General features: G+C 31.7%; 11 protein-coding genes. 7 read left to right on the top strand and 4 right to left on the bottom strand.

All coding sequences use genetic code 11. The features are described from left to right. Both H6622_17980 and H6622_17975 read right to left on the bottom strand, forming a co-directional pair. Positions 1–692: NAD-dependent epimerase/dehydratase family protein (locus H6622_17980; GenBank protein MCB9063418.1), on the bottom strand; the 692-nt coding region annotated here is incomplete at its 3' end. Beyond that, a complete protein-coding gene (locus H6622_17975; GenBank protein MCB9063417.1) occupies positions 685–1,542 on the bottom strand; it encodes an acyltransferase family protein in 858 nt (285 codons plus the stop codon). The genes H6622_17975 and H6622_17980, both read right to left, overlap by 8 nt. A 143-nt stretch (positions 1,543–1,685) precedes the next feature. Between H6622_17975 and H6622_17970 the strand changes: the two genes are divergently transcribed. Beyond that, on the top strand, positions 1,686–2,027 hold the full coding sequence (locus H6622_17970) for a hypothetical protein (GenBank protein MCB9063416.1): 342 nt from the start codon (positions 1,686–1,688) through the stop codon (positions 2,025–2,027). A 2-nt stretch (positions 2,028–2,029) separates the two neighbouring features. Here H6622_17970 and ysxC read toward each other — a convergent pair whose 3' ends face one another. Further along, the gene (ysxC, locus tag H6622_17965; protein MCB9063415.1) at positions 2,030–2,704 is read right to left on the bottom strand and encodes a ribosome biogenesis GTP-binding protein YsxC; all 675 of its coding nucleotides are present in this window, start codon (positions 2,702–2,704) and stop codon (positions 2,030–2,032) included. Positions 2,705–2,837: 133 nt separating this feature from the next. Between ysxC and H6622_17960 the strand changes: the two genes are divergently transcribed. After that, positions 2,838–4,097, top strand: a complete 1,260-nt coding sequence (locus H6622_17960) for a sigma-54-dependent Fis family transcriptional regulator (GenBank protein MCB9063414.1) — start codon at positions 2,838–2,840, stop codon at positions 4,095–4,097. Here the strand turns inward: H6622_17960 and H6622_17955 are convergent. Then, complete coding sequence (locus H6622_17955) at positions 4,086–4,961, bottom strand: hypothetical protein (GenBank protein MCB9063413.1); 876 nt, start codon at positions 4,959–4,961, stop codon at positions 4,086–4,088. The genes H6622_17960 and H6622_17955 overlap by 12 nt on opposite strands. Positions 4,962–5,143: 182 nt before the next feature. Between H6622_17955 and H6622_17950 the strand changes: the two genes are divergently transcribed. The 5 genes from H6622_17950 to H6622_17930 all read left to right on the top strand — a co-directional run bounded on the left by H6622_17950 (position 5,144) and on the right by H6622_17930 (position 14,253). Then, the gene (locus H6622_17950; protein ID MCB9063412.1) at positions 5,144–5,800 is read left to right on the top strand and encodes a hypothetical protein; all 657 of its coding nucleotides are present in this window, start codon (positions 5,144–5,146) and stop codon (positions 5,798–5,800) included. A gap of 140 nt (positions 5,801–5,940) precedes the next feature. Then, positions 5,941–6,816 carry a YicC family protein gene (locus H6622_17945; protein ID MCB9063411.1) on the top strand — a complete coding sequence of 292 codons (876 nt, stop codon included), beginning with the start codon at positions 5,941–5,943 and terminating at the stop codon, positions 6,814–6,816. After that, a complete protein-coding gene (gene gmk / locus H6622_17940) occupies positions 6,813–7,388 on the top strand; it encodes a guanylate kinase (GenBank protein MCB9063410.1) in 576 nt (191 codons plus the stop codon). Before H6622_17945 ends, gmk begins: the two co-directional genes overlap by 4 nt. Beyond that, positions 7,389–9,572 carry a bifunctional (p)ppGpp synthetase/guanosine-3',5'-bis(diphosphate) 3'-pyrophosphohydrolase gene (locus H6622_17935; protein ID MCB9063409.1) on the top strand — a complete coding sequence of 728 codons (2,184 nt, stop codon included), beginning with the start codon at positions 7,389–7,391 and terminating at the stop codon, positions 9,570–9,572. 328 nt (positions 9,573–9,900) lie between these two features. Further along, complete coding sequence (locus H6622_17930) at positions 9,901–14,253, top strand: hypothetical protein (protein ID MCB9063408.1); 4,353 nt, start codon at positions 9,901–9,903, stop codon at positions 14,251–14,253. Positions 14,254–14,276: the final 23 nt, after the last annotated feature.

Here is a 14,276-nt window from a genome sequence, read left to right as displayed (position 1 = left end):
CATTCTAAGAATACTCTGGCCATATCAAATTCATGTACAAATTGCATCATGGGATTAAAATCCATTGGCACAGGAGCAAGAGCTGCTTTTAAATATCTTGTAAATGAGTTTTGAATTTGAGGCCCAACAATAGTCGCTGGCCTAAGCACAATAGTGTCTATTTCACCTTGGTGTTTCCACATCCATTCTACTGCAATTTGATCCATCTCAACAACATCTCTTAGATCAGGGTAAACACTTGAGGCCCTAAGCGGAGCATCTTCTTTTATAAAAATGGGATTATCTGAATAAGCTCCATAAACATGAAATGTACTAAGAATGACGAGCTTTTTCACTCCAAACTTTAATGATAGTTCAAGAATCCTGTTTGTGCCCATCTTTGAAATATTTAACCGTTGGGCCAGGTTCGCATTTGGGTTGGCCGCAGAATGACCAATACGACCTAGGTGATAAACGGTATGAAATGAATGATTTCGAAAAAGATTCTCAAAGTTACCACGTGTATAGCTCATTTTTTTTAAAATAATTCTTGGATCTTTAGGAATCCCAACGACTTCTCTTGTATCAACACCTGTAATAATACAATTTTTACATTCTCTTAGAAGTAAATTGGCCAAGATTTTTGCCAGTCCGCCACTCATGCCAATAATTAAAATATTATAAGTTTCATCATTTTGGGTTGTTTTAATCATCGATTTTTCTCTTTTCAATACCAAAAAAATATCTTCGATTTTTTAATCCTTCTTTGATCATGCTCTGAATCTGCCTTTCTATTTTTTGTATGTGAATATCAATTTCACTATCAGGTGCATCTTCTGTAAGGTCTTCTGGGATTTTATAGGGGACACCAAAATGAATATCGACGGGAGATGGTAGTGGGAAATAATTCAGTGATAGAGGTAAGGCAGGAAGTCCAAATTTTTTAGCAAGTTTTTTTGCTTGAAATACATAGGGATAAAATTCTTCTGCACCAACAACTGCGATAGGTAAAATGTCTGATTTTGTTTTAATGGCCATTCTAAGAAAGCCATGTGAAAAATTCTGAAGCTTATAAAACTGTGGGGTACTTTTTGCAACACCTCTGACACCTTCTGGAAAGACTAATACAGTTTCTTTTCTTTCTAAGAGTCTTATACAATTTTGGCGATCGCCAAGGACGGCCCCTAATTGAGTGGCCCATGTTCCTACAAATGGTATTGAGCCAAAAAATCTTTCGACCAAGGGTCTGGCCAGTCTTGGTGGATTTACTCCTAACGTAAAAGCACAACCGACAAGAACAGCGTCAATAGCGATTTGACCAGAGTGGTTGGCAACGGCCATATAATGTTGCTCTTTTACATTTTCTTGGCCAAATACTCGCACTTTGAAATAGTTTTCATATAAAAAATTTAAGATTTTGATGCTCTTTTTTGCTTCTTTAATATTAAGGCCGAATGCATCAAATCCGGTGGGGTACTTTTTATCTAGAGTTGTGAAGATTTTTTCAATCTTGTCTTGATGCATCCCGCTGTAAGTTATGTATTTTGAGAGAAACTTAAGCATTTTTGACCCCTTAGTCTTAAAAAAGCATATATCGAATTTTATTTAATGGAAATTGTTTTCCCTTACTGGCCCTTTTCAAGATTAGGGTTACCGCCATATAATAGAGTTGCCATCTGAAATTGATATTTGGCCAGGGGTTTTTTATGAATAAACAGGATTGGAGAAATAAAGTTCAAGAAATGTTCAATACAGGCCTTGAGGAATTTAAAAGGACTACCGAAATTGGCCGTAAAATGATCAACGCTTCAAGGACTAATTCGGATCTTCATGAGTCTTATGAAAATTTAGGAAAAATGGTTTATAAATTAATTAAATCTGGAGAGCTAGATCTTAATTCTTCGAAAGCAAGTGAGCTTGTTGAAAAAATAAGTCGTTGTAGAGAAGATTTAAAGTTGATGGAGGTCGAGATGGAGAAGATTAAGTTTGCCTCGGCCCCGGAAGATGTGTCTCAAAAAAAAGAAAATATTGAAGATGATAAGAAATAGTCTTAGATATTTTCTTCTATAAACAAGCGTTTGTTAATGAAATTCACAAGTGAGGCCTCAAATGGGGGAACACCTTGTTTATCTTCAGCAGATAAGAAAAATATTTCTTGGACCCATTTAAATTCTCTCATTATTTCAGGTTTAATCTTTTTAAGAGCGGCTTTTTCTTTTTGTTTTTTTAACTTATCCATTTTGTTAAAAACCAAACTTGTTTGATGTGCAAATTTTTTGATATAGGAATAGAATTGTTGATCACTCTTTTGGTTGGGGTGTCTTGCATCTTGTATACTTACTAATAATAAATTTGGACTGATTAGTTGAAAAAAAGTATCCATTAACTGTTGCCACTGTTTGCTCATTTCTTTTGAGACTTCAGCATGTCCGTAACCTGGCAGGTCGAAGAGGTATAGTTTTTGAGAGGTATTGAATATACTGCCTTCGTTTTCTAGAAAAAATTCAAAAACATTTATTTGTCGAGTTCGACCAGGTGTTTTTGAAGTTTTAGCTAGGTTTTTTCCATAAATTGTATTGATAAGTGATGATTTTCCAACATTCGAGCGCCCAACAAAGGCCACTCCGATAGCGTCAGCATTATTGATTAGAAAATCATTCATTTGTGATGGAGATTGAAATCCATATGAGAATTTACATCGTCCTTTTGCAATTTTAAAATTCATGGGAAATGTTTACCATTAAAGTTCTTTAATTCAACCAATTTCTTTTTTGGAATAAAAAATACTTATTAGCTATAGTGATTATTTATTTGGCATGAATTGTGTATAAGCACAGAAAAAATTCTTAGGAGTTGATATGAAAGTTTTAGATTTCAATCTATTTAAAGAAAATAGTGTGCAAAATGGTGTCGCCCAATTTGATAAATTACAGATTATTCCATGTCAGGGGAGAAGAAGGACAATTGATTTGAATCGAACTCATTATACAATTGGTCTTAAAAAGGAGCATTCTACACTTATTCAAGCACCAAATATTCAACTGATGGCATTAAATGAAAGAGAGGGTGAGTTTAGTCTGGAATTAGTCTGTTTATACGGTGGTTACATGAGATATCGCATAAAGTCGAAATGTGATATTCCTTTTAGGTTAAATGGCAATCTCTCATATGATGCCCTCTTGGAAAAGGGAGATCAGCTACAAATTGGACACAATACTTTGTTTTTTAAAAATAAAACATTCAAGGAAGATAGTATTGTTCCTGAACTGATCGCTCTTTCAGATCTCACTATATTGTTAGAAGGAGAAACAGGATGCGGGAAAAGCCATCTAGCTAAACAAATACATGAACAAAGTAAGCGGAAGGGGGAATTTGTCCAACTCAATCTTTCAACATACAATAATTCTCTTATAGAAAGTGAAATATTTGGACATGTAAAAGGTGCATTTACTGGAGCTATACGGGAAAAAGAGGGACTTCTTTCTCAAGCAAATTATGGGACACTTTTTCTCGATGAAATTGATAGTATTTCTGAAAGTTTACAGATTAAATTATTGTTGTTTTTGGATAATTTAAAAGTAAGAAAAATTGGTGGGTATAGAGATAAAAAAGTAGATGTCCGTTTGATTTTTGCAGCTAACCGTAATTTGTATAATTTGGTAAAGGAAAATGTTATTAGGAAAGACTTTTATTATCGCATAAGTTCTGGCCATTTTATTCATGTTCCCTCAATTAGTGAGGATTCTATGAAATTAAAAAATATTATATTTGAAAAATTGAGACAAGCTGGAGTTTCAATTTCTACTGATTTGTTAGAAGCTTATCTCTCATATAGTTGGCCTGGAAACTATCGTCAACTTCTTGGCCATTTAAAAAGGAAGATAACCTTGAACCCTAGAGGTAGACTGGTTTATGATTCAATTGATGAAGAACTTCTGGCCAATCAAAGTTCAGAATCAATTCAAAAATATAGTAGGGAACATATGAGTTTAAAAGAGATGAAAAAAAGGTATATAAAGGATACTTATTTTAAATGTCAAAAAAGTATTGTTTCTACAGCTAAGATATTAAAAATTTCTCCAAGTACTGTGAGGTTAAATATTGGGTTAACCGAGTAAAAGATTTTCAATATATACTTCTAGAATTTCGCCCTGAATCTTGTTTATTTTTAAAAGATTATTAAGCTCTTGTTTAATTTTTTCTTTTATAATTGTTTTGCCTTCTTCTTCTAGTGGGAAATCTCGTACAATGGGGTGAATATTTGATGTAATAATATCTTTAACTAAATAATCCTTTCCTAAAAAAAATGATTTGATATACATATTAGATGTTTTAACTTTTATATCGATTATAAGTGTTTCAGCTCTTTTAAAACTTTCTATGAAAACAGGAATAGTAACATGTGTAATAAGTAAGATTTTGTCTGCTTGTTTATAAAATTGAGATCTTTTTTGAGTTTTTTTGATGACTTCTTCAACTGTGGGCATAGTTATCGGCGTACTAAACTTATCTTTTATCTTTTCACTACTATTAAAAATACTAATTAACGATAAAAAGATAACAAGACCAATTAAAACAACTCCTAGAATGGTTCTAGTGGATAAATTCGATGTAAATTTTTTTATTTTTAACCAAATAGGTAAAGTGTATTTTGAAATATAATTCTTAAATGTAGAGAGTTGAAGGGATTTAAAATCCAAACTTTTAACTTTGGATATCAGTTCTTTTAAATTAGAAATAAGTGTTATTAACTTTGCTTTTACTTTCTCAACTAATATTTTAAAATTAAGGACTAAAACTACAACTTTTTGCTTTAAGGGTAATGACTCTTTCTTTTGACGTGATTTTTTTTTATAAAATTTTCTTTTTGTGAAATCTTGTACTTTTTGAGGAGTTATCTTGGCAATTATTGATTTGCTTTGTCCGATTATGAACAATAAAAATTTATTGATGAATGCTTCAATTTTAATCCATTTATCCACGACTTTGCCTACCTTCCTCTAGGATTCATCGACACTAATGCACTTGAATATTAGTAAATATATGTCTGACAAGATTGATCTGAGAAAGGCAAAAACTTCTCAAGATAAAAATTTATCACTCCACTTTTTTATAAGCTCATAAAAATTCCGATTTACTCTTTGCCTTACACGCTGGAGGATATATGAAAAACCTGCTTATACTCATTTTTTTGAGTTTTACTTTAACAAGCTGCTCAAGTATGTTTAATCGGATTTCATTTTCAGATGAAATGGATGAGCAAAAAGATCCTTACTACACTGCAGACAAAGACTTTCAAGTCGTTTCTGGTGACAATGGGCATGCTTACCGATCTCGTTATGAAATTTTAAGAAGGACTCCACTTAGTTCAGATGAATATAATAAAAATATGGAGTCATATTCTTTAGAAAAAGAATATCAAAGTAGACTAAGAAAGCTCTCTCCAATTGAGTATCAGGAATTTCGTCAATACGAGGATCAACTTGGACATATCTCTCAAAAAATATACGCTTTAAGATTAACACCATCTCAACGAAGTCGTTTTTTACATTCCTTTGCACGCTCACAACCCTCACCCCTTTCTCAATATGGCTCAATGGAGTCCAGAATTGAATATTTGAAATTAAGAACAAGCAAAAAGGCCCCGCTTTTTATTGGAATGAGCAAAGATGAAGTCGTATCTCGTTGGGGAAGACCCGATTATGTCGAAGTTGCTGGAAATCCAAGACTTGAAAACGAAAAATGGACATTTCTCATAAATGGAAAAGAGGGGCATGTTTACTTTGAACAAGGTCAAGTTCAAGGGTGGGTAAATCAATAGTGATACTGTGCGCAACAATAAAACTTTGGGAAAATTAGTAATTGGTAAATATTTCTGCTAGTTTTTTCAAGAAAATTTATAAGAATTCTTTATGCTTTTTGTTACCTTTGGTAGTATCGCCATCTAAAGAGAGAGGTGATATGGCCATTCAATCAATGACAGGTTTTGGCAAGGCCGAATTTGAGACAGATGACTTTATAATTAGTGTAGAAATTAAAAGCGTGAACCATCGCTTCAAAGATGTACGCTTTAAGATGCCAAGTATATTTAATTCACTTGAAATAGATCTTAAAAATATCATTTCAAAATATTTCAAGCGTGGAAGTTTTGAAATATCAGTGAGTTATAAAAAAAACTCAGTCAATTCTAAGATGGCCGATTTAGATTTTACAAAAATAAATCAATTTTTAAATGATTTTGAAGATAGAATTGAAAGTGATGGTGTAAGATTTGAGTGTTCTCCTCTTGATTTTTTGCGAAGTGAGTTCTTACAAGACACCTCAGATGGGTATATAGATTCACTTCAAAATGCACTAATGAGTACATTTGAGGGAGCTTGTCTAGATTTAACTAAGTCAAGAGTATCAGAGGGAAGCAAACTAATTTCAATACTAGAAGAGCACAAGTCCGAATATTATAGTATTTTCAATACGATTTCTCCTCTGGCCGAAGAATATAAAGTTTCCATTGAAAAAAAATTAGAAAAACTTATTAACGATTACAAAGAAAAAATTCCAGTTGACCAAGGAAGGATGTTACAAGAAGTTCTTTATTATCTTGAAAAACTAGATATACATGAAGAATTAAATAGGATCACATCACATTTAAATAAAGTAGATGAGATATTCTCTAGTGATAATGAAGTTGGTAGACAAATTGATTTTTTAGTTCAAGAGCTTAACAGGGAAACAAACACAATTGGTTCCAAATCAGGAAACCGAGAAATTTCAAATAGAGTTGTTCAAATGAAAGTGCAATTGGAAAAAATTCGCGAACAAGGTTTAAATTTAGAATGAATGAAGAAGTTGAAGGTAAAATTATTATCATAGTGTCTGCTTCAGGAGCTGGAAAATCTACTTTAATAAAAAAACTTAAAATTGATTTTCCTGATTTACTTGAATCCGTCTCATTTACGACAAGACCTATTCGGGAAGGAGAAGTAGATGGAGTTCATTACAATTTTATTGATGTCGAAACATTTTTAAAAATGAAGGATAGTGGAGAATTTTTAGAATGGGCAAATGTGCATGGGAAATATTATGGAACATCTAAAAAATTTGTAGAAGAAAAGATCCAAGATGGGCAAAATATCTTATTTGATTTAGATGTTCAAGGAACTGATTCGTTTAAAACATATTTTAAACAGAAGGCCCATGCTATTTTTATTGCCCCTCCTTCTTTAAAAGAATTAGAAAGTAGGCTTCGTGGGCGTGCAACTGATTCAGAGACAGCGATTCATCAAAGAATTCTTGATGCAAAACAAGAACTTTTACGCTCAGATGATTATGACTACAAAGTCTATAATGACGAAATTGAAATTGCTTACGTAGAATTAAAAAACATAGTTAATGAAATACTGGGAAATTAAGTGCACCAATTAGACTTCTCTCATGAACGCTCTTTAGATTTTGACGAACTCAAACGTAGAGTTAGTGGGTATTACCCTGATGCGGACTTCCAACTTTTCGAAAAAGCGTATGAATTTGCAAGAGTTGCTCATGATGGGCAGATGAGAAGCTCTGGTGAACCTTACTTTATTCACCCGTTAAATGTCGCTGCAACCTTAATCAAATTAAGAATGGACATGGAGTCAATCATTGCAGGTCTACTTCATGATGTTGTTGAAGATTGTGATGTTGCGCCATCTGAAATTGAAAAGATCTTTGGCCGAAATATGGCCGAGATTGTGGTTGGACTTACAAAAATTTCAAAAATTAAATTTAAAACAAAAGAAGAGTCACAAGCTGAAAATTTTAGGAAGATGGTTGTTGCAATGGCCAAAGACATTCGCGTGATCATTGTAAAGCTTGCAGATAGGATGCATAATATGAGAACTCTTCAATATGTGTCCGAAGAAAAACAAAAAATAAAAGCAAAAGAGACATTAGATATCTATGTTCCTTTGGCCAGTAGACTTGGGATAAACTCTGTAAAATCAGAATTGGAAGATCTTTGTCTTCGTTATTTACATCCAGAAGTATATTATAAATTGGCAGAAAAAGTTGCCATGAAAAAATCGGAGCGTGAACGCTATATACGCGATGTGGGCGATGAACTGCACACAAAACTTTTAGAGTTTTCAGTTAAAGCAGAAGTTAAAGGTCGTCCAAAGCATTTTTTTTCTATATACAAAAAAATGCGATCTCGCGGTGTGGATTATGAACAGATACAAGATGTGCTGGCCTTTCGAATTTTAGTTCCAACAATTGCTGAGTGTTATAAAGTTTTGGGAATCATTCATTCATCGTATAAACCGATTCCTGGACGATTTAAAGATTATATTGCTATTCCTAAAGTTAATAATTACCAATCACTTCACACAACGGTTATAGGTCCAAAGGCAGAGAGAATTGAAATACAAGTAAGAACTTATGAAATGGACGAAGTTGCAGAAACAGGAGTTGCTGCTCACTGGAAATATAAAGAAGGAATGGCCAGTGGAAAAACAAAATTAGATTGGGTTCAGGAGCTTCTAGAATTTAATCAAAATGTTCAAAATAGTTCTGAGTTCATGGATGTTGTAAAAAATGATTTGGATATAGGGGGAGTATTTGCTTTTACTCCAGATGGAGATGTATTTGAACTTAAAAAAGGATCAACTCCTCTAGATTTTGCCTATACAATTCATACTGAAGTAGGAAATAGATGTGTTGGAGCAAAGGTTAATGGCAAGATGGTTCCGCTTAAGTATACACTTAAATCAGGAGACACAGTTGAGATACTCACGAGTAAGACTCAAAGTCCATCTAAGGATTGGTTAAATATTGCTAGAAGTTCTCGTGCTCGGTCAAAAATTAAAGCTTGGCTACTTAAACAAGAAAGAGAGCAATGGAGAGAGGCCGGCAGGGATATTCTTGAAAAGACATTCAGGCTATTTAAAACATCTCTCAAATCAATGCAAAAAAAAGACGAGTATAAAGTTATTTTTGAGAGGTTTAGCGCAAAGAATGAAGATGAACTTTTCATAGACATTGGCTCTGGAAAGTATACGGCCAAAGAAGTGGTTGAAGTAATTCCAGGTCTTTCAAGTAAAGCAAAAGAAGAAGAAAAAAAGTTAGAAGAAATAGATTCATATTCAAAAAAATTGTCTAAAACAGTAAGGCGCAAGGCCAATAAAGACAATGCGATTATTGTTGATGGAATTGATGATATTATGGTTAGAATGGCCAGATGTTGTAATCCAATTCCAGGTGATGAGATCGTAGGCTATATTACTAGAGGAAGAGGAATTACGATTCATAAATTAGATTGTCTGAGAGTTCATGCAACGGAGCATGGAAGGCAAATTCACGTAGAATGGAATCCTGAATTTGGTTTTAAACACCCTGTAAGTATTAGAGCTATTACGCATGATAAGCCTGGTATATTATCTTCAATTTCAAAACATATAAATGGAATTGGAATAAATATTAGATCTGCGATTGCAAAATCACTTCCTGACAGAAAAGGCAGTTTTGTTTTTGAAGTTGAAGTAAAAGATTATTCTGAACTTTTAAAAGTCATTAGTTCAATTGAATCAATTGAAGAAGTCATTTCAGTTAATAGAGTTTAAAAATATTCATTTTTTTAGTTTCTGCGGAAATACGTTCAATTGTATGTGTCTCGTTTTAAGCATTTTTCGGCCGCGATCAGCGCTAAAGTAAGAGTTAATTGTTTAGTATTTTTGCTTTTAAATGTAAGAAATATAACTAATAGCAAGTATAACTTTTGCTTAAATATATAAGTATATGATTTAAAACAATGTAAAAAAAACATAAGATTAGTTTAAATGTAATATTTTTTACTCAATAGATAATATTTTTAGTTTCAGTTCATTTTTTAAAGTTTATTCATTCTCCCCCGGCCTTTGTTCTGAAGGCCAAATGTGCTTGGAGGTTCACGTGGTTAAAAGAGTTTCAAAAAATATTACCGTCTTCATTTCTACGATTTCAATTTTACTTTCAACTCTAGTCCCATACCAAATCCTAAGTGCTCAAGAAAAAGAACCTCTGATAAACATGACTCAACTTTTAGAATTAGATGATCCGAGTGTTTTTGGAGATGTCACAGAATTAAAAGAAACAAATGAAATCATAACAGCATTAGAAAAGGGCCAATTGCAAGATATTCCGAGAGAGGTTTTGGATCCATTTATGCTTTTAGATCAAAAAGTGATTGATAAGAAAAAAGAAAATATTTATGAAATAGGGACAACGGATGAGCATGTGCCATTATTTTCTTATGATGATATTGAGTTTAAGGTTGAAGAAAATAAATTAGCAATCTTAGGTGTTTCTGAAGAAGATGTAGTTGTTAAGCAAGTTTTTGATGGCCTTGAAATATTTGATATATATGAAATGCCCAAAAATGTGTATCTCATAGTTAAAGTAAAACGAACAAATACAAAAAAAATTATAGTTCTCGATAAATACTTTGTAAGACACTTTGCTTTTAGATCACCTTTGCCAATGTTTACAATTTATCATTTTGATAAAGACACGGCGATACCAGAAGAAAGTATTAATTCAAACACTAAATTAGCTGTGATTGGTAGAGGAACTCGTCCATTTAGTAAGAATGAAGTTTTAAAATTTATTGAAGATTCACCCAATAAAAAAAAGATCCTTTTTGAAGAGGGCCAAGATAAGAGACCAAAGATACAGTCTGGACAAATTGTTGTTTATAATTCAATCGAATCAAAAGAAAGAACCGTTGAAGGAGTTTTATCAAATGAAGTTATTGCACAAAAATTACATCAAGGTGGTCTCATTTTTTCTTTAAAAGCAGCAATGGCCAACAACCAGGTTATAGAGCAAAGTTTTTTTGAAAATTATAAAAAAATGTGGAACGTATATGGAAATAGGCCCAATGTTGGTAAATATCCCAAAATTTTAAAATACTATATTGATGAACTATTAAAAAAGACAAATCAATTTATAGAATTCAAAAATCAAGGAGAACTGGAAAAAAGTTCCTCACAAAAAGAATTAATCTTAGAATTATTAAAAAACTATATTGATGATGAGAATTTTTCAGGAATAGATTTGGAGAGTGATTCTTTTAAAATTAGTGAAATCAAAAATTTGATTGATTCTTCGCCTAGGCCTAGTTTGTACAGACTTGATCGTGGATTAGTATCATATAAGACTTTAGAATTAACTGAAAAGTATAAACCTAAAGGTGATGAAAAAATACAGAAATTGATAAAGAAAAGAGCGAGAGAGTATAAAAATAATATTTTTGAAAAATATAAAGTGAATACATCTATAAAAGAAGAGTTACGAATTCTTTTAGGGATGGATAATAGATTAGAGGAAAATGAAGATGTAAACCCCAATAAGGTTGCTTGGGATTTTTTTGATGATGAGTTAAATGAAAATACAGAAAATGAATACAAGGAAAAAGTTAAAAAAATATTTTCTAAAATAAATAAAAAAAGTATTGAAGATACAATTGATCAATTGAAAGATAATGAAGAATATGGACTAAATTTTGAATTTATATCTGGCATTGGTTGGAAGAGAACTTATGAAATTGTTATAAGGCAAGCTTATAAAAGTTTGACCAATTTACAAATAGCGATCAATAGCGCAAAAGTTGCTGATAAGCACTTTCTTATTGAAAAAAGAAACTTAGTTTTAGAACAGATCAGATCAGGTGATTTCAATATTAGTTTATTTGCCTATATTGAAGAATATTTAAAAAATAAATCACTTATTGCTCAAAAAGAAAAAGGCTTTTGGGATTTTTCAAAAATAAATGTTGGGTTAATTAAAAAAATTACAAAAATAACTTTGATAACTGTCACTATCGGAACTTCGCTTCATATTGGTACAACTGAATTATGGACGAGTTTTCCAGATTGGATCCAAAATACCTTAGATTTATTTGCTGATAGCAAATTTCACAGAATTATCAGCGATGCTGAGTATAGAGGGGCACTATTAAGTGGATCAACCCTACTCATGATGCTCTATCCTCTCGTATTGATAATAAGTGCAGTTTCCATTCCAAGTGTACGATTAATTAATTATATATCTACAAAAAATGCTAAAGAAGGAAAAAATTCGATATCGCAAAATCTAAAAATAAAAACCAATAAAATTCTAAGTATTTATAAAGATCTAGATCTTGTTCAAAAGATGATTACAAGTATGTCTAGATTATACAGATACTTGATTTGGTTTTTTCCAAATTGGATTGATAAAGCTTCTGGCCAACAAGCAATGGAAGTAATGAAAGCAGGATTTTCCCCGTTTAAAACGGCCATAGATGAAAAAAGTCAAAAACGAGTACTACTTGCAACAAATAATATTCTTCCTTCCTTTTTAGGTGAAATAATAGCAGGAGAAAAAAATGTAGAACAACTACGAAACGGTAATATTTTTCAGCGTTATGTTCAAAGCAGTAGAGATAAATACAAAAAGAAAATGGATCTTCTAAAGAAAGTTGAAAGTAAAGAGCGTAAAGCGGTCATCTTAGTAAATTACATTGCCTCATTAGTTATGACTGAAAAAGATCCAGTTACGACAGATTTTCTATTCAGATTACATAATCAAAGAATGAGTGCAGAAGAATTTTTTGAAAGAAACTTTGATAACGATTTTTCTGAAAAACATAGATACATTTCTCAAGAACTTTATAGAGAAGTCCTTTCAAAACAAGATTATGACCAGATTGATCTTGAGGACCAGGATAATCTTAAAGAACTTATAGCAATCGGGAAAAAATATTTCGAGAAGACTCAAAGTAAAAAATGGAAGTTATATAATTACAAAAGTAAATTAACTCCTCAAACTTCAAAACTTTGGAAGATTTTGGGGAGTTTTAGTGAAGATGAATTTAAGTTCTTAGGCTCTGTTGTTGCAAATAAATTTGTTTCTAGACAAGTCAATTCTGAATGGCTTCAAGATCATGTCATTGTTGTGTACATGACAGCTTTATTTGGTAAAAGAGCTGATTTAGAACAACCAAACGTTATATCTCATGTTTTTGATAATATATTTTTTACTACTAAAGAACATTTTCAAGATATTTTACTTAATTTCTATGTTCATTGTATGAAAGCAGGCCCTAGGAGAATGTTAATTTCTCAATCCTTGGAAAGTGAGAAAACATACAACAATGAATTTGAAAGAAGAAGACTAAATTCTCAGTCTGTTCCTCTAAACGAGGAGTTTTTAAAATTTTCAAATCGTAGAGAAAATGCTTGGGCCGGTCTATTTAAATGGACTAAGGCACTTTTAAATTTTAAAGAAAATAATATCGGAGGATATTACCAAAAAGAAATTTATAATTTATTTAGAACTATGCAAGCTTCATTAATATCAATGGTATTTTTTAGATTATATTTTTCGGAACAAGTGTTTTCAGAAGCAATTATGGGTTCACTATTTATTCTTATAGCAGCAATTCGAACTTATATGTGGCCATGGACTGCTCTGGCCAGAGGTAATGAAATAGAGGATCAAAGAGTCCAGAAATCATTTGAAAAAACTGAGAAGGCATTACAAAAAATCTATACTGCATCGAAAAACAATAATTTAAGTGAAATGATTTCTGCACATAATATGCTTATGAAGGAAACATTAGATGGAAAAAAGATTTCTCAAAATGATTATCTCAATGAATATGAAAGTAAGATTATTGAAAAAACTGGTATGAAAATTTCACGAAAAGATTTTAAAAAGATGAAAGAGCTAATGTATTCAAATAATGGTGAACTCTTTAAAGAAATGGCCACATATATTTCAGGAGTTGAAAATAAAAATGATAAATTGGCGACAGAATCCATTGAAAATATTCAGAATATATTAAAATCAAAATCATCGCTTAATCTATCAAAAGATCAAATCATTCAAAGAATAAATAGTTCGGTTGATTTAATAAGAAAAATCCCTCCGAAAGTAAATCAAGCAAATCCTAGAGTTCAATTCTTTAGTACTTTATTATTTGGGGCAATGTTAACAACTCTTTTAGCGGTTTCAATGTTCGTTGACTCTTTCGATAAAGAAAATCTAGTATTTGAAAAATTGTATGATGAGTTTTATTATCTTTTTATTTTTGCTATCTTCACATTCCTTTTGACTTCTCAATGGTCGTATGAAAATTATCAGTACAAAATATTTGGATCATTGTATGATTTGTTTTTAAGACCAACTAAAAAGTACTATCATGCACGCAAAAGAAACAAAAAAAGTGAAAGTAAAAACAACTCTGAAATCAATAAATGTGAAAATATTTTCAAAAAATAAAAGGGCCCTAAAAAGGTCCTTTT

The organism is Halobacteriovoraceae bacterium (assembly GCA_020635115.1).
In the GTDB taxonomy this organism is placed as follows: Bacteria; Bdellovibrionota; Bacteriovoracia; order Bacteriovoracales; family Bacteriovoracaceae; genus JACKAK01.
Note: the sequence above shows the minus strand (reverse complement) of the source record. Positions and strands in the feature narration are given on the sequence as shown.

What these genes read in the sequence shown, in the direction of transcription:
- gmk (MCB9063410.1), top strand. Translation starts at nt 6,813, where the DNA reads ATGAATGAAGAAGTTGAAGGTAAAATTATTATCATAGTGTCTGCTTCA.
- ysxC (MCB9063415.1), bottom strand. Translation starts at nt 2,704, where the DNA reads ATGAATTTTAAAATTGCAAAAGGACGATGTAAATTCTCATATGGATTT.
- H6622_17950 (MCB9063412.1), top strand. Translation starts at nt 5,144, where the DNA reads ATGAAAAACCTGCTTATACTCATTTTTTTGAGTTTTACTTTAACAAGC.
- H6622_17970 (MCB9063416.1), top strand. Translation starts at nt 1,686, where the DNA reads ATGAATAAACAGGATTGGAGAAATAAAGTTCAAGAAATGTTCAATACA.
- H6622_17945 (MCB9063411.1), top strand. Translation starts at nt 5,941, where the DNA reads ATGGCCATTCAATCAATGACAGGTTTTGGCAAGGCCGAATTTGAGACA.
- H6622_17960 (MCB9063414.1), top strand. Translation starts at nt 2,838, where the DNA reads ATGAAAGTTTTAGATTTCAATCTATTTAAAGAAAATAGTGTGCAAAAT.
- H6622_17975 (MCB9063417.1), bottom strand. Translation starts at nt 1,542, where the DNA reads ATGCTTAAGTTTCTCTCAAAATACATAACTTACAGCGGGATGCATCAA.